Origin of the sequence: Micromonospora arida (assembly GCF_003857035.1) — a bacterium.
Classification (GTDB): Bacteria; Actinomycetota; Actinomycetes; order Mycobacteriales; family Micromonosporaceae; genus Micromonospora; species Micromonospora arida.
In genome coordinates this window covers 39,765-63,064 of record NZ_QGSY01000191.1, presented here as the reverse complement: position 1 = coordinate 63,064, position 23,300 = coordinate 39,765, and the positions used below count along the sequence as shown (strand labels likewise).

Below are 23,300 nucleotides of genomic sequence, written 5' to 3'. Positions count from 1 at the left end.
GCCAGAAGGTGGACGCCACGATCCCGGGCTCCGGCTCTTTCGTCGGTGGGGGTGTGGTGGGGGTGCCGCCGCCGGACGAGTCGACCAGGACGTCGTCGAAGCCGCCACTGGCGTACGCGGTAACCAGGCCGATCCGGCCCGCACCGGCCAGGCTGTTGCTGCCGGAGGCGATCTGGGTGCCGTTGACGAAGCCGCGGACGGTGCTGCCGCTGGTCTCGATGCGCAGTGTGTACCAGGTGCCGGTGCCGATGCCCAGCGCGGCGGAACCGATCGCCGTGACGGAGCTTCCGTTGACCGCCTGGAGCTCGGCCCGGCCGGAGCCGAGCAGAGCCAGCCGGTACATCTTGGTGCTGCTGGTGGAGCGGGCGGCGAGCCCGACCAGTGCGCTGGACGAGCCGAAGCTCGTCGGCCTGACCCGGGCCTGCACGGAGTAGTCGGTCCAGCTGGTCTGGCCGGCGAACTGGCGGGCCAGCTCACTGCCGGCGTTGGACTGGTTGAGCACGCCGGAGCCGTCGACCGTCCAGGTGCCGCCGGACTTGGACCAGCCGGAGGTGTTGCCGTCGTTGAAGTCGTCGCTGAAGACGGTGGCCGCGAAGGCCGAGGTCATGCCGGCGGCGAGGGCCGCCGCGGTCACCCCGGCGCCCACCGCCAGCAGGAGTGGTCGGCGGCCGGAGAGTCGTCTTTTCTGCACAGGTGTCCTCCTTGACGCATGTGGTGGTGATCCCTCGGCCGCCGTACCGAGACGTGTTCGCACGGTGTGCTGCGCTGAACGGGATCGGTGTGCACCCTCCGTCGGATGCCCGGATCCGAGGCGGGGTGAAGCGGGACCAAAGCCCTGGGAAAGGCCTTTCCCACGCCTCCGAGGCTAGGACCGTCCAACCATCAGCGTCAATGCCTGGCGCTTGCAGGTCTGTTGCAGGATTCCGGCCGGGAGACAACGCCGACCGATCAGTAGCTCTCCGGCTCGGTGATCCGCCAGGCCGCGTTGATCAGCCCGATGTGCGAGAGCGCCTGCGGCATGTTGCCCAGCTGCATCCCGGTGGACAGCTCGATCTGCTCGCTGAACAACCCCACGTCGTTGGCGTACCCGACGACCCGCTCGAAGAGCGCCTCGGCGCGCCGAGGCTCACCCGTCATCACCAGACACTCCACGAGCCAGAACGAGCACAGCAGGAAGCCGGCCGGGTCGGTCGTCCAACGCCGCAGCAGGCCGCCCTCGGTGCCCAACTCGCGCTCGACCATCCTGATCGTCGAGCGCATCCGCGGGTCGGTGGCCGGCAGGAAGTGCGTGACCGGCAGGGCGAGCACCGAGGCGTCCAGCTCCGCCGATCCGAAAGCGCCGGTGAACGCCCCGATCCGTTCGTTCCACCCCTCGCGCAACACGGTGTCGCGGATCTCGTCGCGTACCCGCGCCCAGCGACGGGGGTCGGCCCGATCACCGAGCCGGTCGGCGAGCCCCACCGCCCGGTCCATGGTCAGCCAGCAGGACACCTTGGACGAGACGTAGTGGCGCTCCTCGTCGCGGGTCTCCCAGATGCCCCGGTCCGGCAGGCGCCACGTCGCGGCCACCTGCTCGGTCAGCCCGAGCACCATCTCCTGCAGCTCGTCCTCGAATCGCGCGCCCAGGTAGTCGCGCAGCCGCCACACCGCCGACATCACCTCACCCGGCACGTCGAGCTGCCGCTGCCGCCAGGCGTCGTTGCCGACCCGCACGGGTCGACTGTCGCGGTAGCCGCGCAGGTGATCGCAGTGGTGCTCGGAGAGGTCACGCTCCCCCTCCAGCCCGAAGAGCACCGGCACGGGCTCATCGCCGAACCGGCCGATCGAGCGGGTCGCCCAGGCGAACAGCCGGGACGTCTCGTCGGGGCAGGCCGCCACCCAGAGCGCCCGCATCGTCAATGAAAAGTCCCGCAACCAGGAGTAGCGGTAGTCGTAGTTCCGGTCGCCGCCGATCTGTTCCGGCAACGACGAGGTCAACGCGGCGGCGACCGCGCCACTGCGGGCGTACGTGAGGCCGGTCAGGACCGTCGAGCTGTGTTTGACGAGTTCGGGGTAGCGGCCCGAGTACCCGTGCGTTTCCCGGAACGCCCGCCACGCCTGCGTCGTCTCGGCGAGGGTGGTCAGCGGGTCCATCCGGGCCGGCGGGTCGCCGTACGCCGCGCCGAAGGCGACGTCCATCCCGATCACCTGGCCGGCGGAGACCTCGAACTCGTGGGTCACCCGGTCGGTGCCCGCCCGCAGGTGCAGACCCCCGGCGCGCAACACCAGCACCATGGGGCCCGCGCCGGCCAGCACCCCGCCGTCCGGCTGTTCGTGCAGGTACGGCGTGAGCAGGCCGTACTCCGGGCGGGGCGCGAAGTCCAACGCCATCCGCACCCGCCCGGAGAGCCCCTTGACCACCCGGATCAGTACGGCGGGTGAGTTCTTGCCCAGTTCGTGGGCGCGGGCACCGACCTCGGCGGCCAGCGCGTCGGTGACCGCCACGCTGCCGTGCGGGGTGTGGTGCACCGTCCGCAGCACCAACGTGTCCGGCAGGTACGCGCGCTCCACCCGGTGACCCGGGCCACCGACCCCGACCGGCGCCAGCCGGAAGTGACCGGCTCCCGGGTCGAGCAACCGCGCGAACACGGACGACCCGTCGAACCGGTGCGGGCACCACCAGTCGATCGAGCCGTCCTTGCCGACCAGGGCACCCGAACGAGAGTCCGAGAGAAACCCGTAGTCGGAAATCTGCGGCTGCTGCTCCACCCGCCGGGGGTACCCGCATCGGCCCGGATCAGGCCGTACGGATCACTCGGTCGGTGGCTCGTCCTCGCCCGCCGCCTCGGCCGCGTCGGCCTCTTCCTTGGTCTTGTGCACGGCCTTGTCGGCGTGCTCCGGCGGCCCGTAGACCGTGTACAGCACCAGCGGGTTGGGACCGGTGTTGACGAAGTTGTGCTTGGTGCCCGCCGGCACCACGACCAGGTCGCCCGCGACGACCTTCCGCTTCGCGCCAGCGACCCGCGCCTCGCCGACGCCGCTCACGAAGGTGAGGATCTGGTCGATGTCCTCGTGCACCTCCTCGCCGATCTCCCCATCGGCGGGGATGGTCATGATGACCAGCTGGGTGTGCTCACCGGTCCACAGCACGCGCCGGAAGTCCGGGCTCTTCTCGGCGACAGTCGCGATAGTGAAATGCTCCATGTCCACGCTCTTACCCCGTCCGGCGGCGCGTCACGCCGGGACTGGCAAATGGTGGAATTCCCCACCGCCGGCGGGTTTGGATCCGTGCGGACCGGGGATCGACAACGCTGACCGGCGCGAACGCCCGGTCGAGCCAGGTCCCCGCCGACGTACCGCCGAACGGCTGCGGTGGTGGGAGACGGCCAGAGCACGGCGACGTTCCGACCACTGTCGAAACGGCGCCGTGCGCTCTTGTGCGCCCGGGGGCCTAGGCCTGTTTCACAAGAACTGGCCTCAGCGGTGCAGCCAGCCGAGCAGGTCGGGCGGAGCGAGCGCCGCGACCCGTTGCTGGTAGCGGGCGAAACCGGCCTCGTCGAGCAGGTCACGTCCCTGACCCGAGCCTCCCCGGCGAAAGAACGCCTGCCGGTCACGCAGCACGCCGAGCGTGTCCGGCGCGAGCCGGTCGGCGTGCTCCCGCATCCGACCGAAGGTGGCGGCCTCAACCAACTCCGGCCCCGGGCTCGGGAGTTGCCACCGGTCGGCCAACCGGCGCATCTCACCACCCAGATCGGCCAGCAGGTCGTCGTAGTGCACCAGCTCGACGTTCGGCTCGTGCCGGCGGGCCCACGCGTCACTCAGGTGCATCAGCACCCCGGGCAGCGAATCCAGCTCGGCGCGGGGGTCCACCTCCCGGTCGACCCAGCTCAGCAACCACTCCCGCACCGGAGGCCGCTCTCGGGGTGGCCCGGCCGGGGCGGGGCGGCCGGTCAACTCGGCGATGCGCACCCGGTCCAGGTTGGCGCTCTGGTGGTAGAGGGAGACCGCCATGTCCAGCGGGTGCCGGGCCACCACCACGTAGTGCGCCCGAGGGTCGAGCGGCACCCCGTCCAGCGGGGTGTGCGTCTTGATGAACCGCCGGTGTGGCTGGGCGGCCAGCCGGTCGTACACCGTGGCCTGGGGCTCGCCCAACCAGTCCAGCCACGGCGACAGCACGGTCAGCGGCGCCGGCAACTCCGGGGTGCCCAGCACCAGGAGCGCACAGATCATCTGCATCCAGGTGGTGCCGCTCTTCGACCGGGTGCTGATCACTATGTCGCCGTCACGGAACGGAAAACCGGTCCACCGCGCGCTGTCCTCTTCGTCGGATCGGTAACGGTGAACTGGCGTGGGCATCGGTGGATGGTAGTCGCCGAACCGACAGTCGAGCAGCCGAATTCCGGCTTACATTCCTGGGGGATGTGCGTACGCCTGGCTAGATTGAACTATGGTGCCCGCCCACGGGGGCCGGGCGGCGGCACCGGTCTACCGCCCCATCCTTGCCAGCCGACGAGGCGAGCTTGAGGCCCTGAGCCACCTCGATCCCGCGTACGCCACACTGGTCGCCCCGATCCTGGAGATCGACGCGATCGGTCGGTCCACGATTGACGCCATCCGCCGGTTGCCGGCCGGGCTGCTGCCCGCCGTCGACGTCAGCGCACTGCCCGACCTCCCCGAGGCGGAGCTGACCCGTTGGGGCGTACCGGTGGTGCCGGTGATCGGTCTCTCCGAGAGCGACCACCGGCTGGTCGCGCACGGCGCGGCGGCGCGGGCGTACGGCCGACGTGCGCTCATCCGGCTGCGGGCCGGCCAGGACCGGGCCGGGCCGGATGCGAGCACCACCGCGGTGGAACGGATCTGGCGGTTCACCAGCCTCGCCCCGGAGGAGTGCGACCTGCTGGTGGACGCGGGGGACGTCTGCTGCCCGGCGGACGTGCGGGCCGCCGAGCCCCGGGTACGCCACCTGCTGGACTGGGCGCGCCGACACGCCTGGCAGTCGGTGACGGTGGCGGCGGGCGGCATGCCGCCGACGCTGTCCCGGTTGCCCACCGACGAGCCGGTCCATCTGGACCGTTGGGACTGGCAACTGTGGCGACGACTGGCCGACGCCGGGGTCGACTACGGCGACTACGGCGTCCACCCGGCCGGGTCGGGGACCGGTGACCCTGGCGACCGGTTGCCGACCGTGCGCTACACCGACGACGGCAGCTGGTGGGTCTACCGCTGGGCGCGACGCGGCGGCCGAGGCGACGACCGGTTCGCCGACCTGTGTCGCACGTTGGTGTCGGCACCGCACTGGCCGACCACCGGGGCGGCCTTCTCCTGGGGTGACCACGAGCTGCTGCGCCGGGCGCGCCGGGGGGCCGGGGCCGGCTCGACCGCCAACTGGACGGCGTGGAGCACCTCGCACCACCTGGCCCACGTGCTCGCCACGCTGTTGCATCCAGCCGGCGACGGCGCGCCGCGGTGGCACCCCGGGCAGGGGCCACCACCACAGCGGGGACGATCGCTGCGGTGAAGCCGGTTCTACTGCTTCTCGGTGAAGCCGAACTGGATGACGCCCTCGTCGTCGACGGTGGCGTCCACCGACGCGTCGCCGAGCAGTTCGGCGGCGTCCTCGTCCAGGAAGATCCGGGCGCCCTGGTTGTCGACCACCCGATCGCCCTGTACCGGTTCGGGCACCAGCTCGACGGTGAGCGAGCCCGCCTCGGCGTCGGCGGCGATACGCACACCGCCGTCCTGGGCGACGTCCTGTTGGTTGGCGAGGTCACGGATGACGAGCACGGCGTTATCGGTCATGGTGAGCATTGCTGGAACTCCTCGTGGATTCTCGGCTCGCGGTCGGATACCGCGCGGACCGGACAGTCGGCCCGCGTACGAGCACACGTGGGAGGCGACAGAGGGCGAGCGGTCATCGCCGTCGCATCGAAATCGGGGCAGCTGACGGCCCCGTCACTCCCACCGTGCCCGCTGGCCGAGCATCCGTCAAATAGAGCCAGGTCAGTGGAGAGCGGCGGCCGGCGCCAGCCAGGCGCGAATCTCGTTGACCGCCGCGCGACCGGCCCGGTTGGCACCGATGGTGCTGGCCGAGGGGCCGTATCCGACCAGGTGAACCCGCGCGTCGGCGACCACCCGGGTGCCGTCCATCGTGATACCGCCGCCGGGCGCGCGCAGCCCCAGCGGGGCGAGGTGGTCGATGGCCGCCCGGAAGCCGGTGCACCACAGGATCACGTCCGCCGGCACGAACCTCCCGTCCGTCCAGGCCACCCCGTCGGGCGTGATCCGGTCGAACATGGGTAGCCGGTCGAGGACGCCGCGCTCGCGCAGTCGGCGTACCTCCGGGGTGACCGGAAGCCCGGTCACGCCCACCACACTGCCCGGCGGTCGGCCGGCCCGGACCGCCTGGTCCACCCGGGCCACCGCGGCGCGACCCAGTTCCGGGCCGAACTCCTCGTCGTTGAACGTCGGCGGCCGGCGGGTCACCCAGGTGGTGCTCGCCGCGACGGTGGAGACCTCACCGAGCAGTTGCACGGCCGAGGTGCCGCCGCCGACCACCACCACGCGAAGGCCGTTGAACTCGGCCGGCCCTCGGTAGTCGGCGGTGTGCAACTGGCGTCCCCGGAACGTCGACCGGCCCGGGTAGTGCGGCCAGAACGGTCGGGTCCAGGTGCCGGTGGCGTTGATCAAGGCTCGGGCGGTCCACGTGCCCCGGTCGGTGTGCACATCCAGCCGGCCGTCGGGGCGGGAGCGCACCGCCCGGACCCGCACCGGCCGCCGCACCGGCAGGTCGAAGGCCCTCTCGTACGCGGCGAAGTAGGCGCGGACCTGCTCGGAAGCCGGGCGCTTCGGGTCGGTGGGCGGGAGCGGCAGCCCGGGCAGGTCGTGGAAGCCGTGCACCCGGTCGAAGACCAGCGTCGGCCAGCGGTGCTGCCAGGCACCGCCGGGCCCGTCGTCGGCGTCGAGGATGACGAAGCCGCTGCCGGGCGCGAAGCCGGTGCGGTGCAGGTGATAGCCGGCGCTCAGGCCGGCCTGACCGGCGCCGATCACCACGACGTCCGCGGAGTGGATGTCCACGTGGGCTACAACGCCCCGGATGTCACCGCTGTGCCCGCCCTCGACCGTCGCCCCGGTCACAGCCGGCCATTCCGGCCTCGATCACCTGACCTGCGCCTACGCTGAGTGAATGAGCGACTTCCGTCGGTACGCGGGCGAGTTCCTCGGCACCCTGCTGCTGGTGTTCTTCGGGGTGGGCAGCGCGGTCGCCGCACGGGTCCAGGGCGGCGTGGTGGTGGTGGCGCTGGCCTTCGGGTTCGTGATGGTGGCCCTCGTCTACACGATCGGCCCGCTCTCCGGCAGCCACGTCAACCCGGCGGTGACGCTCGGTGTGCTGCTCTCCGGCAAGATCTCGGTGCTCGGGGCGGTGGCGTACTGGATCGCGCAGTTCGTCGGCGCGACCGTCGCGGGCTTCGTGCTCTGGGCGCTCACCCGATGGGGTGACGTAGCGGACCAGACCGGGGCCCTGGGCACGAACGGTTACGGCGCGCACATCAACCGGGGCGGGGCGGCCGTGCTGGAAGTCGTGCTGACCTTCCTCTTCGTGCTGGTCGTGCTGGTGGTGACGAGTCGGAGCGAAAATCCGGGCACCGCCGGGCTGGCCATCGGGTTGGCCCTGGCCGTGACCCAACTGGTGGGTGTGACGCTGACCGGCGCGGCGGTCAATCCGGCCCGCGCGTTCGGTCCGGCGGTCTTCGAGGGCGGCGTGGCGCTACGGCAGCTCTGGGTGTTCATCGTCTTCCCGCTGCTCGGCGGGGCGCTCGCCGCGCTGGTCGCACCACTGGTGATGGGGGCGCAGCGGCACTACTGGGGTGGCCACGAGAAGACGGTCGGTGGGCCGAAGTAGCCCCAGACGGCAATAACTTTCGCCTGAGGGCCTTCTCTGGCGAATATCTCCATGACAGCATCAGTAGATGCATCGCCGTCACTTTCCCCGGGCCCTCGCACTGGTCGCGCTGGTCGCGCTGGTCGCCACCGGGGCCACCGCCGCCGCGCCCGGCGCCACGGCCGAGTCGCCCACCCCCGCGACGACCAACCTGCGTGCCACCATCGACACGATCCTCGCCGACACCCGGTTGGCCGGCGCGCAGGCGTCGGTGGTCGTGGTCGACACCAGCACGGGACAGACGCTCTACGACCGCAACGGTGACCGCCGGCTGGTTCCGGCGTCCAACACCAAGCTGCTGACCTCGACGGCCGCCCTTGAGCTGCTCGGCCCGGGCCACCGCTTCAGCACCGACGTACGGGCGAGCGGCAAGCGCCGTGCGGGCCTGCTCTCCGGCAACCTCTACCTGCGCGGCGGGGGCGACCCGACAATGCTCGCCGCCGACTACGACGCGCTCGCCGCGCAGGTCGCCGCCGACGGCGTACGGGTGGTCACCGGAAACCTGGTCGCCGACGACACCCGCTACGACCGCACCCGACTCGGCCCCGACTGGACCTGGGACGACGAGCCCTACTACTACGCCGCCCAGGTCTCCGCGCTGACCGTGGCCCCGGACACCGACTACGACGCGGGCACCGTGATCGTGCACGCCGCACCGGCCGACCGGGCCGGCGCCCCACCGGTGGTCACCACCACCCCCGCCACCGGGTACGTCCGCGTCGACAACCGCGCCCAGACGGTCAGCGACGGCGAGACCTCGATCTCGATCGAGCGTGAGCACGGCGGCAACACCGTCGTGGTGACCGGTCAGATCGCCGTCGGCGACGAGCCCGCCAGCGACTGGGTCACCGTCTGGGAACCCACCGGCTACGCGGCCGACGTGTTCCGGGCAGCGCTGCACCGTCACGGCATCCGGGTGCTCGGCCGGACCGTGCTCGGCCAGCCCACCCCGGAGAGGGCCCACCCGGTGGCACGCCACGACTCGATGAGCCTGGGCGAGTTGATGACGCCGTTCTTGAAGCTGTCCAACAACGGGCACGCCGAGGTGTTGACCAAGGAGATCGGCCGGGTGCTCTCCGGCTCGGGCACCTGGACGGCCGGTCTCACCGCGATCAGCGAGTATGTCGCCGACAGCGGAATGGACACCGGGAAACTGCGCCAGCGTGACGGCTCAGGGTTGTCCCGGCGCAATCTGATCCCGGCGACGGAGTTCGTCGACCTGCTGAGCGCCGTCCGCGCCGAACCGTGGTTCGCGACCTGGTACGCGGCGCTGCCGATCGCCGGTCAGCCCGAGCGGTTCGTCGGCGGCACCCTGCGCAGCCGGATGGCCGGCACGCCGGCCGCAGGCAACGTGCACGCCAAGACCGGCAGCCTGACCGGTGTCTCCGGGCTCTCCGGCTACGTCACCAGCGCCGATGGTCGACTGTTGGCGTTCTCCATCCTGCTGAACAACTACCTCACGGCCTCGGTGAAGTCGCTCGAGGACCAGATCGCCGTGGCGTTGGCCGGCTTCCGCGAGGGTGGTGCGTCGTCGGCACGGGTGGCGCGGCCGGCGGTGCCGGAGACGCCGCGCACCCCGGAGGGCGTCGAGTGCTCCTGGGTCAAACCGATCACCTGCTGAGCGACGGCCGGGAGGCGCGTTCGCGCCTCCCGGCCCAGCGAGCGCTCAGGCCGGACGGTCCGGTGGGGGGACCACCGCCGTCGGGTCACCACGTTCGATGAGCGCGGCGATCTCAGCGGCCCGCAGCCCGCGCAGCGCCAGCACCCGGGTGCCCCAGCGGTGCAGGCGGCACGGGTGCGGGCTGGCATCGTTACGGCAGACCACACCCCCGGACCACCGTCGGGGGGCGTGCACCACCACCGCCCGTACGGCGAACTGGGTGTCCTCGCCCGTCACGTACGGCGGCAGGGGGATGTCGCGAAGAACCTCCCCGGACGCTTCACCGGTGCCGGACGAAGCGGCACGACAGACGCGGTGGGCGGTGCTGCTGCTCATCTCCGCTGCCTCCACACTGGATGGTCGGATGGGGACAGCAGAAAGTTACGACGCATTCGACAGTCCGCGACGGACAAACTGTCCCGCTGTCCGAAAGCGCAGCGATCAGTCAGTCAACGCACCGTCACGGCCTGGAGGCCGACGTTGCCGCAGTGCGGCGTGAAGACCTTCTCGACGGTCCAGTTCAGCAGCAGCCGGGCGCCCTTCGGCACTGTGAAGCGGATGGTGAACTGGGCGCTCTGACTGGTGTACGGGTCTTCCAGGTGGGCGGTGCTGGCGGGCCCGCCGGTGGACAGCCGCGCCTCCAGTCGCCCCCGAGCCATCCAGATGCCACCGTAGAGCTGGACAGTGCGCGGCTCACCACTGCCGGCGACGGCGAGGCTGAACCCGTTCCCTGCGCCGCAGGCGTAGACGCCGTTGGAGCTGCCGTTCGTCGACCGCTCCGGCGTGCCGTCGGCCCAGCGCACGTACTCCTGGTTGCCGTCCCAGCCGACCCGCCGGCCTGGGCCACCCCCGTCGATGATCTCGCCGGAGCCGGAGCGCTTGCGGTTCGTCGACCTGCCGCCGCGCTCCCCCCAGTGCACCCAGTCCCGGGCGCCCACGGCGGTGAGGTCGACGATGGCGGGCATCTCGCCCCGGCTCACCGTCAGCGCGGGCGCACCGGGCTTCGCCGGTGGCGGGGCGGGCTCGCTGGTTGACGGCGTCGGGTCCGGCGAGGGCGGGCGCTGGCGCGGACGCAGACCGGGCGTCGCCGGCCCTGCCTCGCCGGTGCGCCCGTCGGCGGCCGGGAGACCGGGGGGACGAGCGGACACGCCCCCCGGACCCGCCTGGTCGTCGTCCGGCGCCGGAGCGGACCGGGTGGCGAGGTACGAGACCAACATCACCAGGCAGACGAGTACGGCGGCTCCCTCCACCGCCCAGCGCCGCCGCCGTCGGGCGCGGCGCAACACCCTGCGGGTCACCCCGGCGGTAATGGCACGCGGACGGTGCTTCGGCGGCGCGTCGCCTGCCCTCGAACCAGCCCGCGTGCGGTCTTCGTCCGCCACCGACCCCTCCAACTCCGCCACCCGGCCGTTTTGGACCGCCGAGGACCACACCATCCACTGTGGGCAGTTTCACGTTTACCCGGGCGTGGACGACACGCTAGATCCGGACTGCCGGACGTGTCCAGCCCACAATGGGACGCTGTCGGACAACCCGGCCGCTCCGGACGGGCACTTCGGCAGACCAGCAGCGCCTTCTCGGGTCAGCCGATCCGGAAGCCGAGCAGTTGCGCGACGACCACGGCCTGCTCGACGTCGATCACGGCACCGGCTCGCTCGACGACCGTCGGGTCCAGCGCGGTGAGGTCGCTGCCCCGCAGGTCGGCGCCGCCGAGCCGGACGTTGGTCAGCTGTGCCCCGGAAAGATCGACACCGGTGACCGTAGCACTGGTCAGATTGGCTCTGGTCAGGTCCACCTCGCGCATGCGCACCCCGGTCAGCCGGACACCACGCAGGTCGGCACCGGGCAACGCGACGAAGGACCAGTCACCGCCGTCCACCGTCAACGGGCGCAGATCGCACTCGCTGAAGGTGCTGCCGACCAGCTTGCAGCCGGTGAACTCGGCCTCGAAGAAGTTGCACCGCCGAAACACGCAACGGGTGAAGGCGGAGTCGACATGTCGGGAGGCGTTGAACGCCACGTTGCCGAACGTGCAGCCGGTGAAGACCGAGCCTCTGCTCACCGCCTCGGTCAGGTCCACCCCGAAGAACTCGCAACCCACGAAGTGCCGGTCGGTCAGCTCCTCGCCGTACCAGTCCTCGTTGCGGAAGGTCACGTCCTCGGTCAACTCCGGCATCCGGCCAGGTTAGTGGGCGCCGCCGACAGTCGACGGCCGGCGGGCCGGTGCCTGCCCCCTTCCGGTGTCGGTGTACCGGCGAGTACGTTCGGCGGCGTGAGTGTGGCTCGGAGCAAGGACCCGGATCAGATCGGTTTCGACAGGGCGCGGCTGGCGCGGATCGACGAGCACTTCGGCCGGTACGTCGACGACGGCCGGCTGGCCGGCTGGCAGGTGGTGGTCACCCGTCGCGGCGAGGTGGCGCACTCCTCGACGTACGGGCTGCGCGACCGGGAGTCGGGCGCACCGGTCGAGGCCGACACCCTGTGGCGGATCTACTCGATGACAAAGCCGGTCACCTCGGTCGCGGCGATGATGCTGTGGGAGGAGGGCCGGTTCGAGCTGACCGACGAGATCAGCCGATGGCTGCCCGAGTTCGCCGACCTGCGGGTCTACTCCAAGGGGTCGGCGCTCAAGCCGTACACCGTGCCGGCGGTCGAGCCGATCCGGGTCTGGCACCTGCTCACCCACACGGCCGGCCTGACGTACGGCTTCATGCAGACCTCGGTGGTCGACGGGCTCTACCGGGCCGCCGGCTACGACCTGTACCCGCCGGCGGACGTCGACCTGGCCGGCGCCTGCGCGGCCTTCGGCGAGCTGCCGCTGCTGTTTCAGCCCGGCTCGGCGTGGGGCTACTCCGTCGCCACCGACGTGCTCGGCCGACTCGTCGAGGTGATCTCCGGGCAGAGCCTCGACGCGTTCTTCGCCGACCGGATCTTCGGCCCACTGGGCATGACCGACACCCGCTGGTGGGCCGAGGGCGACGAGGCCGACCGGCTGGCCGCGCTCTACGTGCCGGAACCGCGCAGCGGCCGGGCCGTCCGCTACGACAGCCTGGGGTCGCTCGCGTTCAGCAAGCCGGCGCTGCTCTCCGGCGGTGGCGGCCTGATCTCCAGCGCCGCCGACTACCACCGATTCACGCAGTTGCTGCTGCGCGGCGGCGAGTTGGACGGCGTCCGACTACTCGGGCCGCGCACGGTGCGGTTCATGACCCGCAACCACCTGCCCGGCGGGCAGGACCTGGGCACCCTGTCCACCGGCGGCTTCGCCGAGACCACCCTGGACGGGATCGGCTTCGGCCTCGGCTTCGCGGTGGTCGACGACCCGATCCCCAGCCGGGTGCCCAGCAGCGTCGGCGAGTACTACTGGGGCGGGGTGGCCAGCACCGCGTTCTGGGTCGACCCGGCCGAGGAGATCACCGCGCTGCTGTTCACACAGCTCATGCCGTCGAGCACCTACCCGCTCCGCTCCCAGCTGCGCCAGCTCGTCTACGCCGCCCTGATCGACTGACGGGATCGTCGTTCCACCAACCGGGAGCTGGCCCAGTCCCTAGCCTGAGCTGGTGAGCACCATCGTCGTGTTTGGCGCGGGCGGCACCGCCGGTTCGCGGGTCGTTGCCGAGGCGGTCGACCGGGGGCACCGGGTGATCGCCGCCGTCCGCCGCCCGGAGGCCACCTCGTACTGGCCGTCGGGGGTGCGGACGGTCACCGGCGACGCGACCAGCGAGCGGAGTGTCCGGGAGCTGGCGCCGGACGCCGACGCGGTGGTAGTGGCAATCGGTGGCGGCGAGCGCGAGCTGTGGCGGAACGCGGCGGAGAACCTGGTGACCACGCTGCGCGGAATGCCGGCCGCACCGCGGATCATCCACCTGGGCGGCGGGTCCACCCTGCTCACCCCGGGCGGCACCCGCATTCTCGACGAGCCGGACTTCCCGGTGGAGTACCGGGAATCGGCGCTGGGCCAGGCGGACGCGCTGGACTACTACCGCACCGCGGCCGACGGGGTGAGCTGGACGTATGTCTCGCCACCCCCGCTGGAATTCCACCCCGGCGCTCGCACCGGGCACTACCGCACCGGCACCGACCAGCCGGTCACCGATGCTCAGGGCCGCTCGGTGCTCACCTATGAGGACCTGGCGGTGGCGATCGTCGACGAGATCGAGCAGCCGCGACACCCGAACGCCCGCTTCACCGCCGCGTACTGACCCGGGTGCGGGGCCAGCCGCGGTCAGTCGGCGAGGCGGGCCGGGAAGCCACCGGTGGCGATCGGACCCCAGGCGTCGATGGTGACCCGGATCAGCGACTTACCCTGACGCACCATCGCCGCCCGGTAGTCGTCCCAGTCCGGGTGCTCACCGGAGATGCTGCGGAAGTATTCGACCAGCGGCTCCAGCGCGTCTGGCAGGTCGAGCACCTCGGCGGTGCCGTCGATCTGCACCCAGGGGCCGTTCCAGTCGTCGCTGAGCACGCAGGCCGAGACCCGGGGGTCGCGGCGGAGGTTGCTCACCTTGGCCCGCTCGGGGTAGGTGGAGACGACCAGCCGCCCCTGCCCGTCGACCCCGGCGGAGACCGGGGAGGACTGCGGTCGCCCGTCAGCCCGGGTGGTCATCAGCACGACGCGGTGTCGCGGCCGGAGGAAGTCGAGCAGGCCGTCCCGGTCGACCCGGGTGTTCCTTGCGATGCTGGGTGCCATTCCCCGTTCCTACCAGGTGCGGGCCCAGCGGCGGCGGCGGGTCAGCGGGGTGGGGCTGCGGCGCGGTGCACCGCCTGGGTGGGCACCCGGGGACGGCCGGACGGACGCCAGGCCCGACCGTTGGCGTAGATCACCCGAAATCCGAGGTACGACGCGAGCGGCGCCCAGTGGGCGGAGCCCATCCGCAGCTCGGCCGCATTGTGTCGCTGGCCGTTGGCGAGCACGTCGAGGAGCACGGTTTCGAAGGCCGCCGATTCGACCCAGTCGACTTCCCGGGTGAAACCGCAGATCAGAGCGGCTCCGGTGACCTCCAGGAACTCGCGGAGCACCGCGTCCGAGGCGCGCAGCACCGAGCAGCTGCCGAAGTAGAGTCGCCGCCCCTCCGCGCGGCCGGCCATCAACTCGGCCACCTCGTTCAACTCCACCGACTGCCAGTCGGTGAGGCAGAGCCGGCTCGGCTCACCGTGCATGGCGAAGAAGCCGACCCGGTGGTCGGCGTACTGCTTGAGCAGCCAACGGTCCAGGAAGTAGAACAACTCGTCGCGGGTGGCCGCGTCCTTGTGGATGAAGCGGATCTTGCCCAGCCGCTCCAGCAGCTCCAGCGTGGGCAGCACCGAGCCCCGCTCGTTGAGGTCACGGTGCCACTGACCCTCGACACAGAAGACGCCACCGCGTGCCACGCGCACCTCCGCCAGTCCGCCGCCCCGGAGCTGACGTTACCGGCCGCCACCGCCCCGGGAACATCACCCTCCGTGTGACAGATTGCGACGTTCGGTGCCCTTGACCGCAGGAGGGGTGATCGGCCGGGAATGGCTGTTTCGCAAATCAGCCGAATTCCCAGCCAATACCCAGGCACAGCGGATTGTGAGCACGATTCTCGTTAACCGCCTCCAACCGCACTGATCAGTGCGAGGGTGGAAATCACGGGACTTCTCGGTCGATGTCCTGGAGCCACCCCATTCGCTCTCCTATCGGGAGGACTTCTGTGCGCGTAAACACCTTGAAGCGGGTCGCCGTCGCATTCGCCCTGGCACTGCCCGGGGCCGCAATCGCCACGGTGATCGCCGCACCGGCGGCGTACGCGGACGGCTGTTACACCTGGAACCGCACCCTGACCCAGGGGCGCTCCGGCGACGACGTCCGCCAGTTGCAGATTCGGGTCGCCGGGTGGGCCGGCTACCGGGACATCGTGGAGAACGACGGCCGCTACGGGCCGAAGACCGCAGCCGCGGTCAAGCGGTTCCAGCAGGCGTACGGGCTGCGCGCCGACGGCATCGCCGGCCCACAGACCTTCGCCAAGCTGTACCAACTCCAGGACAACGACTGCACGCCCGCACACTTCAGCTACGGCGAACTGGACAACGGTTGCGGCGGGAGCGGGTGGAGCGGCGGCCCGTTGTCGGCGAACCAGACCAAGCAGAACGCGTTGCGCACCATGTGGAAGCTGGAGGCGCTGCGCAAGGGCCTCGGTGACAAGCCGCTCTACGTGTCGAGTGGGTTCCGCAGTCGCGCCTGCAACAACCAGGTCGGCGGCGCGTCCGACAGCCAACACCTGTACGGCAACGCTGCCGACGTGACCTCACGGACGTCCTCGCTGTGCCAGGTCGCCCGCGGCGCCCGTAACAACGGCTTCAGTGGGATCTACGGGCCGGGCTACCCCGACCACGACGACCACGTGCACGTCGACTCGCGTCGGGAGAACAACAGGGACGACAGCTCGAACACGACGAGCTGGTCCGCCCCGGACTGCGGGGTCGGCAACTGAGCCCACCCGCTCAGAGCGACGTCGGCCCGACGCGGAGGGGGAATCTTCGCGCCGGGCCGACGTCGTGTCGCCCCGGGTCGGATGGGCGGAGGGGTAGCGCGCTCAGCTCGCCCGGGGCCAGCGCGGCGCGGTGACGGGGGGAGTCACCGGCCGGCCAGCAGCGGTGGGTCGTACCCCCTGGGGGACGACCCGCGCGGCCTGTTGCCGCGACGGCCCGGTCGCCGTGAACGGGAACGGCACGTGCACGAACGGATTGCCATGCCGGATCAATGCCTCGATCTGGCGCTCGTTGAGCCCGTGTGTCTCCAACACCCGACGCCCCCAGCGGTGCAGCCGGCACGGGTAGGAGGCGCCGTCGTTGCGGCACAGCGGCCCGGTGGGCCACTCCTCGGCGGTGTGCACGACCACCGCCCGGACCGCGAGCCGGACATCCTCCGGGGTCAGTGGTGCCGGCATTGGCACCTCACCCAGTACCTGATCGATGGGATCCGTCGACTGCTCACCAACTCGCACGGCAGGCCTCCCGCAGTTCGGCAGCGGTGCGGCGGACCTACCGCACCGACATCCTCGGCCATGGGTACGGCGGACACTGGACGAAAGTTCAATTCCGGTACGCGGTAAGCAGATCCTCCGCCGACAAGACGCGGATGCCGTCGACGGCAGTGCCGCCGCTGCGCGAGACGGCAACGACCGGCACCGATTCGTCGGCGCCGGGGAGCCGAGACCGGTGCAGGAGCAGCCGGCCCAGGTCATGCGCGTCAAAGGGTCGGTTCTCCTGCCACTTGACCGATCCGACGAAGCTGATGCTCTGAGCGACGGGCCCACGGTCGGCGCCGACGATGTCGATCTCCGGGTCGTTGGTCCGGGTCCAGTAGCCGCCGATTGTCGCCGCCTCCGCCGGCAGATGGTCACTGGGCAGCCGGCGCAGCGCCTCCCGGACGACAGGTTCGATGGCCCGCCCCCGCCAGGACGTCCACGACCGGTCGATCCGGTCCAGGGTCAGGTCGCCCCGCCCTCGTTCGATCTCGGAGAGGTGCGGCCCCAGGAACGACAGCCAGAAGCGCAGGTACGGATCAGCCACCGCGTATCGGGTTTCCCGCGACGGCTTGGTCGACAGCGGAACGGTGACCTCCACGGCCCGCTTCTGAGTCAGCATGCGCAGGGCGCGGTTCAGGGACGCCTGCGGCAGATCCCCTGCCGCGCGGGAGATCAGCGAGAACGTCCGCTCACCGGAGCCGATGGCCCGCAGCACCAGACCCGCCTGGGACTGGGGCGGAAACTCCGCCGCCAGTGCCCGCTCACCGCTGACCAGCAGGGCAGAGGTCGGATCCCGTACCGCGTCGGTCAGATACTCGTGGACGGATGCGCCGGTCGGCCACTCGTCGAGGATCAGCGGCAAACCACCGGACACCAGGTAGGCGTCGAACGCGTCTGCGGCGGACAGGCCGAGCATGTCGCTGACGTCGGCCGGGCTCAGCGGCGGAATGACCATCTCCGTGGCTCGCTGATGGAACGGCCGGCCGTAATCGTTGAGGGCTTCCATCATGGCCAGGTCCGATCCGACACAGATCAGCAGGACCGGTCGCCGGGACAACTCGCGATCGAAGATCTTCTGCAGCGTTCCCTCGAAGCCCGGGTCGCTCGCGATGAGGTACGGCATCTCGTCCAGGACGACGACGCTCGGCCGGTCGGAGGGCAGCGCGGCGGCGAGCAGGGTCAACGCGGCATCCCACGTCTGTGGTTGCTGCCCCCGAAGGATGTGCGCACCCGGCAGCGTCGAGGCGGCCGCCTCCTCCACGAAGAGGGCGAGATCGGCTGCGACGGTCGGCTGCGCGGAGGCGGTGAAGAAGAGGTACGGCACCTCGGCCCGATCGACGAATTCCTCGACCAGCCGGGACTTGCCTACCCGCCGACGACCGCGCATGAGGAGGGCCCGCCCTGGTCGACCAGCGCGACCACCCCGTTGCACCCGAGCGAGCATGCCGCCCAGGAGGTGGAGTTCACGGTCCCGTCCGACAAAGCCGTCCACGATCACTCCTGACACTACCAATGATGGAACAACCAAAGATGAGTGTAACCTCATCCGGATTGGTGTGCCCGAAGTTGCCGGTCAGACGAGGCCGGCGTCGTGCACGAGCAGCGCCACCTGGACCCGGTTGTTCAGCTCCAGTCGGGTCAGCAGCCGGGAGACGTACGCCTTCACCGTCGCCACGCTCATGAACAGCTCCCCCGCGATCTCCGCGTTGGTGTGGCCCCGCCCCAGCGCGACCGCCACCTGCCGCTCCCGCTCGCTGAGCCCGGTGAGCAGCCGCAGCGCCCGTTCGCGGCGCGGGTCCGGGCCGACCGGGCCGGGGGCGGCGGCGGTCACGTGGGCGATCAACGTCCGGGTCACCGTCGGCGAGAGCGTCGCCTCGCCCGCCGCGACCCGGCGTACGGCACGCACGATCTCCGCCGGTGGGGTGTCCTTGAGCAGGAAACCGGCCGCCCCGGCGCGGAGCGCCCGCAGCACCTGTTCGTCGGCGTCGAAGGTGGTCAGCACCAGCACCTCCGGCGGGTGCGGTTGGGCACGCAGCGCCTCGGTGGCGGTCAGCCCGTCGACCCGGGGCATCCGGATGTCCATCAGCACCACGTCCGGGGCGTACGCGGCGACGGCCGCCGGCACCTCGCCACCGTCGGCCGCCTCGCCGACCACGGCCAGGTCCGGCAGACCGCCGAGGATCATCGAGAGCCCGGCCCGGACCAACGCGTCGTCGTCCACGATCAGCACGCGTACCGGCGGCGCGGCCGCGTCGGCCGGCCCGCTCGCGTCCGGCGGTCCGGCTGCGCCGGCAGGGCTGGTCACGCCGGCCACGGCAGCCAGGCGGCCAGCCGGAAGTCACCGCTGTCGTCCCGACCGTAGGCGAGTCGCCCGCCGGCCAGGGTCACCCGTTCACTGATGCCGACCAGGCCGGTGCCGGCACCCGGCAGTGTGCCGCCGGCCGGCGCCCCGACCGGCCACCGGTTGCCGATCGCCACGGTCAGCCCGGCGCCCGGCCCCCCGGCCACGTCCACGGTGACGGCCGCGCCGGCAGCGTGCTTGCGGGCGTTGGTCAGCCCTTCCTGCACGATCCGGTACGCGGCCCGGCCCAGCGCCGCCGGCACCTCCCCCGGGCTGGCGACGCTGTCGCTGACATTCACCCGCACCCCGGCCGAGCGCGACTCGGCAATCAGGGCCGGCAGGTCGGCGAGGGTGGGCTGCGGCGGCTCGGGGGCGTCGCCTGTTCCGTCGCCCTCGGCGCGGAGCACCCCGATCACCTCCCGCAGGTCCTGGAGGGCGGCGTGCGCGCTGCCCCGGATCACCCCGGCGGCCCGGGCCACCTCGTCGGCCGGCGCCTCCGGGCGGAATTCCAGCGCACCCGCGTGCAGGCTGAGCAGCGAGATCCGGTGGGCCAACACGTCGTGCATCTCCCGGGCGATCCGGGTGCGCTCCAGGTGGCGGGCCTGGGAGACGCGCAGTTGTTGCTCCGCCTCGGCCCGCTCGGCCCGTTCCCGCAACGACACGATCAACTGCCGCCGAGCCCGGACGAACATCCCCCAAGCCAGCACGGCGAAGCTGAGCACCACACCCCAGGACGCGGTCTCCCAGTACGACATCTGCCGATCCGGACGCACCCAACTGAAGACGAGGTTGGTGAGAAGGCCGGCACCGGTGACCGCAATCGCGATGGCCGTCCGTCGGTGCACCACCACGGTGAAGTAGAAGATCAACAGTGGGATGGCCGAGGCCATCGAGAACAGCGACAGTGGTGTCGTGGCCACCAGCACCCCGAGCGGCCACCGTCGACGCAGCCAGAGCAGCCCGCAGCAGACCAGACCGAGCAGCGCGTCCACGCCGGTCATCCAGTCATGCGGCAGCGGGACCGCCAACGACGGATCCGGCGACAGGGCATCCGCGGTGACGAACAGCACCCAGAACAGGGAGAGCAGGAAGGCCAGGGTGTCGACCGCCCAGTCCCGGGTGGTGCGGCGCGGCCGCCGCGTCGCCGCGTCCGGGCTGACCGCGCCGGCCAGCGCCCCGGGCAGCAGCCAGGGGTGCTCCGGAACGGCGAGGCTGGTCACGACACCAATGCTAGGCAGCCGACGGGCGACACGACCAGCTACCAAAGTCGAGACCCGCCGGTCGACCAAGGTCGACGCGGCACCGACCCGTGGCCGCAGCGGATGGCCGGGCGGCGCGGGCAGGCTCAACCGCATGATCACCGTAGAGAACCTCACCAAGCGGTACGGGCCACACCCGGCCGTGGACGACGTGTCGTTCCAGTGCGAGCCGGGCACCGTCACCGGCTTCCTCGGCCCCAACGGCGCCGGCAAGTCGACGACCATGCGCATGATCTGCGGGCTGACCACGCCGACCGCCGGCCGGGCCACCGTCTCCGGGCACCCGTACCAGGAGCTGCCCAACCCTGGGCGGGAGGTCGGGGTGCTGCTGGACGCCTCCGCCCAGCACGCCGGGCGCACCGGCCGCGAGGCGTTGACACTGTCCGCGTACACCATGGGTCTGGACCGGCGCGAGGTCGCCGCGAAGCTCGACCTGGTCGGGTTGAACGCGGTGGCCGCGAAGCGTCGGGTACGGGCGTACTCGTTGGGCATGCGCCAACGGCTCGGGCTGGCGCACGCGCTGCTCGGCGACCCCCGGGTGTTGATCCTCGACGAGCCGGCCAACGGCCTGGACCCGGAGGGGATCTTCTGGATGCGCGGCCTGCTGCGCGACTTCGCCGACCGGGGCGGCACCGTCCTTCTCTCCTCCCACCTGCTGCGCGAGGTGGAGGCGGTCGCGGACCGGCTGGTGGTTATCGGGGGCGGCCGGATCGTGGCCCAGGGCGACAAGAACGAGCTGCTGGCCGGCGGCGGCACTGTGGTCCGGGCCCGCGACAGTGCCGCGCTACGCCGGGCGCTGGAGGTGGCCAACCTGAGCGCCGCCGACAGCTCGGAGGGGCTGCTCGTGCAGGCCGACGCCGAGGCGGTCGGCCAGGCCGCCGCCGATGCCGGCGTCGCGTTGGCCGAGCTGCGCCCCGCCAGCGGCGGTGGCCTGGAACAACTCTTCCTCACCCTGACCGCCGGCGAATCGACCAAGGAGGCCGTCCGATGACCACCACCACCGCGCCCGCCGCCGGCGCCGTCGCGCCCCGGCACCACACTCCGGTACGCCGACCGTCGCTGCTCCGGCTCACCGGCGTGGAGGTGCGCAAGCTCGTCGACACCCGGGCCGGCCGCTGGCTGATGATCACCATCGGTTTGGCCACCGCCGCGATCGTCACCCTGCAACTGATCTACGCCGGAGACGCCGACCAGACCTTCCTCAACTTCTTCGTCCCCTCGCTGCTGCCGGTGTCGGTGCTGCTGCCGGTGCTGGGCATCCTGTCGATCACCAGTGAGTGGTCGCAGCGCACCGCCCTCACCACGTACGCCCTGGTGCCCCGCCGGGAGCGGGTGGTCGCCGCGAAGCTGATCGCCGTGTCGCTGACCGCGCTCGCCTCGGTGCTGACCAGCCTCGCCGTCGCCGCCGTCGGCACGCTGGTCGCCTCCGCCACCGGCGGGGCGGGCACCTGGCAGTTCGACTGGTCGCTGATCCTGAACGCGGCGGTCCTCCAGGTCACCAGCGTGTTGATGGGTGCCGCCTTCGGTCTGCTGCTGCTCAACCCGCCGCTGGCGATCGTCGGCTACCTGCTGCTGCCCACCCTGTGGGGGGTGCTCGGCGAGATGGTCAAGCCGCTGCGCGGTCCGTCCGAATGGCTGGACACCAGCAAGACCATGGAACCGTTGTTCAGCAGCGACGCCGTCACCGGCGGGCAGTGGGGGCGGATAGCGGTCTCCCTGCTGGTCTGGATGGTCCTCCCGCTGGCCGCCGGGCTGTTCCGGACCCTGCGCCGCGAGGTGTCCTGACCATGGAGATGGCCAGCTACCGTCCGCGCACCGTGGTCAGCGGCGGCCCGCTGGAGTTGGCGGTCCTGTGGGGTGGCTTTCCGCTGCTCGGCGCGGGCGCCGGATGGCTCCTCGCGGCGGCGACGGGCTGGCTCGCCCGGCTGCCCTGGGTGCCGTTCAGCGACCTGATCGAGTGGTTGGACCGGCTGCCCGAGCCGCAGGCCACCGCCGGCACCATCGGGGTGGGCGTCCTGGCCGGCCTGGTCATCGCCGGGATCGGCACCGCCGAACGGTTGATCGTCACCGTCGACGGGGCGCAGGTCCAGCTGCGCCGCTCCGATGAGAACCGGACCATCGCCCGGGTCGACACCCGGGTGGTCTTCCTCGCCGACAAGCACCTGGTGCTGCTGGACGCCGACGGCGCGGAACTGGTCCGGGAGTCCACGGACCTGCCGGCCGCCCAACTGGCGGCGGCGTTCCGGGAGCACGGCTGGGGCTGGGCGGACGACGACCCGCACCGGTCGGCGTACCGGCTGTGGGTTCCGGACCTGCCCGGGTTGCCGGCCGGCGCGGACGCGCTGCTGCGCGCCCGGGGTCGGGCGATCGAGCGGGATCGCCGCGACGACTCCCGGGAGTTGCGCCGCGAGCTGGGCCAGATCGGGGTGGTGCTGCGCGACGAGGGCAAGCGGCAGTACTGGCGGTTGACCACCCGGGCCCTCGCCCCCGGGCCGGAGCAGCCGACTTCGGCCGAGCGGGAGGCGGACGGGCGGTAGCGTCTGTCCCAGCAGACCCTGGGAGCCGCACGATGACCGAACAGCAGCCGTACCGGGTGGTGTCCCGACACCCCGGCTTCGAGCTGCGTCGGTACCCCGCCCACCTGGTGGCCGAGATGCAGATCCAGGCGTCGTTCACCCGGGCGCCGATCGAGGCGTTCCGGCCGCTGACCGCGTACATCGGTGGTGCCAATCGGGCCCGGCACCCGATCGGCTCCGCCGCGCCGGCGATGGCGGCGGCCAGCGGCTCGGAGAAGATCGCCATGACCGTGCCGGTGGTGCAGATCGAGGGTGAGCGGCCGGGCGCGTACCTGATCCAGTTCGTCATGCCGGCCAGCTTCACCACCGCCACCCTGCCCGAGCCGGTGGACGCCCGGGTGCGAATCCACGCGGTTCCGGCGCGGCTGGCGGCGGCGATGCGGTTCTCCGGGCGGTGGACGGAGCAGGCGTTCAGCCAGCGGGCCACGATGCTCGGCCGGTCGGTGACCGCGGCCGGGCTGCAACCGACCGGCGCCATCCGGTACGCGCGCTTCGACCCGCCGTGGAAGCCGTGGTTCCTGCGCCGCAACGAGGTAGTGCTGCCGGTCGTCGAGTGA

25 protein-coding genes are annotated in these 23,300 nt (G+C 71.6%); 10 read left to right on the top strand and 15 right to left on the bottom strand.

Annotated features, from left to right (window positions below):
* The 4 genes from DLJ58_RS17875 to DLJ58_RS17860 form a co-directional block, all read right to left on the bottom strand.
* The coding region (locus DLJ58_RS17875) for a DUF1080 domain-containing protein (protein WP_244218998.1) at nt 1-691 on the bottom strand (691 nt) is incomplete at its 3' end.
* Nucleotides 692-948: 257 nt separating this feature from the next.
* On the bottom strand, nt 949-2,748 hold the full coding sequence (locus tag DLJ58_RS17870; protein ID WP_124857859.1) for a glycoside hydrolase family 15 protein: 1,800 nt from the start codon (nt 2,746-2,748) through the stop codon (nt 949-951).
* A 42-nt stretch (nt 2,749-2,790) separates the two neighbouring features.
* Nucleotides 2,791-3,183 carry a cupin domain-containing protein gene (locus DLJ58_RS17865; protein ID WP_091397116.1) on the bottom strand — a complete coding sequence of 131 codons (393 nt, stop codon included), beginning with the start codon at nt 3,181-3,183 and terminating at the stop codon, nt 2,791-2,793.
* 273 nt (nt 3,184-3,456) lie between these two features.
* On the bottom strand, nt 3,457-4,335 hold the full coding sequence (locus tag DLJ58_RS17860) for a sulfotransferase domain-containing protein (RefSeq protein WP_124857857.1): 879 nt from the start codon (nt 4,333-4,335) through the stop codon (nt 3,457-3,459).
* Between the two features lie 91 nt (nt 4,336-4,426).
* On the opposite strand from DLJ58_RS17860, the gene DLJ58_RS17855 reads away from it, so the two are divergent.
* Nucleotides 4,427-5,497 carry a beta family protein gene (locus DLJ58_RS17855; RefSeq protein WP_208741177.1) on the top strand — a complete coding sequence of 357 codons (1,071 nt, stop codon included), beginning with the start codon at nt 4,427-4,429 and terminating at the stop codon, nt 5,495-5,497.
* A gap of 8 nt (nt 5,498-5,505) precedes the next feature.
* Here DLJ58_RS17855 and DLJ58_RS17850 read toward each other — a convergent pair whose 3' ends face one another.
* Nucleotides 5,506-5,787, bottom strand: a complete 282-nt coding sequence (locus tag DLJ58_RS17850) for an adhesin (protein ID WP_124857855.1) — start codon at nt 5,785-5,787, stop codon at nt 5,506-5,508.
* A 192-nt stretch (nt 5,788-5,979) separates the two neighbouring features.
* Nucleotides 5,980-7,113 carry an NAD(P)-binding domain-containing protein gene (locus DLJ58_RS17845; protein ID WP_244218997.1) on the bottom strand — a complete coding sequence of 378 codons (1,134 nt, stop codon included), beginning with the start codon at nt 7,111-7,113 and terminating at the stop codon, nt 5,980-5,982.
* 49 nt (nt 7,114-7,162) lie between these two features.
* Between DLJ58_RS17845 and DLJ58_RS17840 the strand changes: the two genes are divergently transcribed.
* Both DLJ58_RS17840 and dacB read left to right on the top strand, forming a co-directional pair.
* Nucleotides 7,163-7,879, top strand: a complete 717-nt coding sequence (locus DLJ58_RS17840; RefSeq protein ID WP_091393624.1) for an MIP/aquaporin family protein — start codon at nt 7,163-7,165, stop codon at nt 7,877-7,879.
* A 67-nt stretch (nt 7,880-7,946) separates the two neighbouring features.
* Nucleotides 7,947-9,539: a D-alanyl-D-alanine carboxypeptidase/D-alanyl-D-alanine endopeptidase gene (gene dacB / locus DLJ58_RS17835; RefSeq protein WP_124857853.1), complete on the top strand. Its 1,593-nt coding sequence runs from the start codon at nt 7,947-7,949 to the stop codon at nt 9,537-9,539.
* A gap of 45 nt (nt 9,540-9,584) precedes the next feature.
* On the opposite strand, the gene DLJ58_RS17830 is transcribed toward dacB, so the two are convergent.
* From DLJ58_RS17830 to DLJ58_RS17820, 3 genes are all read right to left on the bottom strand, one after another.
* Entirely contained in the window at nt 9,585-9,914 is a 330-nt protein-coding gene (locus tag DLJ58_RS17830) for a hypothetical protein (RefSeq protein WP_124857851.1), read from the bottom strand.
* Nucleotides 9,915-10,027: 113 nt separating this feature from the next.
* Nucleotides 10,028-10,876, bottom strand: a complete 849-nt coding sequence (locus DLJ58_RS17825) for a hypothetical protein (protein ID WP_244218996.1) — start codon at nt 10,874-10,876, stop codon at nt 10,028-10,030.
* Nucleotides 10,877-11,160: 284 nt separating this feature from the next.
* Nucleotides 11,161-11,754, bottom strand: a complete 594-nt coding sequence (locus DLJ58_RS17820) for a pentapeptide repeat-containing protein (RefSeq protein WP_124857847.1) — start codon at nt 11,752-11,754, stop codon at nt 11,161-11,163.
* Between the two features lie 96 nt (nt 11,755-11,850).
* On the opposite strand from DLJ58_RS17820, the gene DLJ58_RS17815 reads away from it, so the two are divergent.
* Complete coding sequence (locus DLJ58_RS17815) at nt 11,851-13,083, top strand: serine hydrolase domain-containing protein (RefSeq protein ID WP_124857845.1); 1,233 nt, start codon at nt 11,851-11,853, stop codon at nt 13,081-13,083.
* 52 nt (nt 13,084-13,135) lie between these two features.
* The gene (locus tag DLJ58_RS17810; protein WP_124857843.1) at nt 13,136-13,777 is read left to right on the top strand and encodes an NAD(P)-dependent oxidoreductase; all 642 of its coding nucleotides are present in this window, start codon (nt 13,136-13,138) and stop codon (nt 13,775-13,777) included.
* A gap of 23 nt (nt 13,778-13,800) precedes the next feature.
* On the opposite strand, the gene DLJ58_RS17805 is transcribed toward DLJ58_RS17810, so the two are convergent.
* Together DLJ58_RS17805 and DLJ58_RS17800 are read right to left on the bottom strand one after the other, a co-directional pair.
* Nucleotides 13,801-14,265: a PPOX class F420-dependent oxidoreductase gene (locus DLJ58_RS17805; protein ID WP_124857841.1), complete on the bottom strand. Its 465-nt coding sequence runs from the start codon at nt 14,263-14,265 to the stop codon at nt 13,801-13,803.
* A 41-nt stretch (nt 14,266-14,306) separates the two neighbouring features.
* Nucleotides 14,307-14,945 carry a DUF6642 family protein gene (locus DLJ58_RS17800; protein WP_124857839.1) on the bottom strand — a complete coding sequence of 213 codons (639 nt, stop codon included), beginning with the start codon at nt 14,943-14,945 and terminating at the stop codon, nt 14,307-14,309.
* A gap of 305 nt (nt 14,946-15,250) precedes the next feature.
* Between DLJ58_RS17800 and DLJ58_RS17795 the strand changes: the two genes are divergently transcribed.
* Nucleotides 15,251-16,030, top strand: coding sequence for a D-Ala-D-Ala carboxypeptidase family metallohydrolase (locus DLJ58_RS17795; protein ID WP_124857837.1), 780 nt, complete (start codon nt 15,251-15,253; stop codon nt 16,028-16,030).
* 102 nt (nt 16,031-16,132) lie between these two features.
* Here the strand turns inward: DLJ58_RS17795 and DLJ58_RS17790 are convergent, their stop codons facing one another.
* The 4 genes from DLJ58_RS17790 to DLJ58_RS17775 form a co-directional block, all read right to left on the bottom strand.
* Complete coding sequence (locus DLJ58_RS17790; RefSeq protein WP_225855057.1) at nt 16,133-16,486, bottom strand: hypothetical protein; 354 nt, start codon at nt 16,484-16,486, stop codon at nt 16,133-16,135.
* Nucleotides 16,487-16,631: 145 nt separating this feature from the next.
* Nucleotides 16,632-18,059, bottom strand: coding sequence for an ATP-binding protein (locus DLJ58_RS17785; RefSeq protein WP_244218995.1), 1,428 nt, complete (start codon nt 18,057-18,059; stop codon nt 16,632-16,634).
* A gap of 81 nt (nt 18,060-18,140) precedes the next feature.
* The gene (locus DLJ58_RS17780) at nt 18,141-18,890 is read right to left on the bottom strand and encodes a response regulator (RefSeq protein WP_124857835.1); all 750 of its coding nucleotides are present in this window, start codon (nt 18,888-18,890) and stop codon (nt 18,141-18,143) included.
* On the bottom strand, nt 18,869-20,128 hold the full coding sequence (locus tag DLJ58_RS17775) for a sensor histidine kinase (protein ID WP_124857833.1): 1,260 nt from the start codon (nt 20,126-20,128) through the stop codon (nt 18,869-18,871). Before DLJ58_RS17775 ends, DLJ58_RS17780 begins: the two co-directional genes overlap by 22 nt.
* A 133-nt stretch (nt 20,129-20,261) precedes the next feature.
* Between DLJ58_RS17775 and DLJ58_RS17770 the strand changes: the two genes are divergently transcribed.
* The 4 genes from DLJ58_RS17770 to DLJ58_RS17755 are packed head-to-tail and all read left to right on the top strand — an operon-like array spanning nt 20,262 to nt 23,300.
* Nucleotides 20,262-21,158, top strand: a complete 897-nt coding sequence (locus DLJ58_RS17770) for an ABC transporter ATP-binding protein (protein WP_091397128.1) — start codon at nt 20,262-20,264, stop codon at nt 21,156-21,158.
* Entirely contained in the window at nt 21,155-21,952 is a 798-nt protein-coding gene (locus tag DLJ58_RS17765) for an ABC-2 transporter permease (protein WP_124857831.1), read from the top strand. Before DLJ58_RS17770 ends, DLJ58_RS17765 begins: the two co-directional genes overlap by 4 nt.
* Nucleotides 21,953-21,954: 2 nt before the next feature.
* On the top strand, nt 21,955-22,704 hold the full coding sequence (locus DLJ58_RS17760; RefSeq protein WP_124857829.1) for a YqeB family protein: 750 nt from the start codon (nt 21,955-21,957) through the stop codon (nt 22,702-22,704).
* A 32-nt stretch (nt 22,705-22,736) separates the two neighbouring features.
* Nucleotides 22,737-23,300, top strand: coding sequence for an SOUL family heme-binding protein (locus DLJ58_RS17755; protein ID WP_124857827.1), 564 nt, complete (start codon nt 22,737-22,739; stop codon nt 23,298-23,300).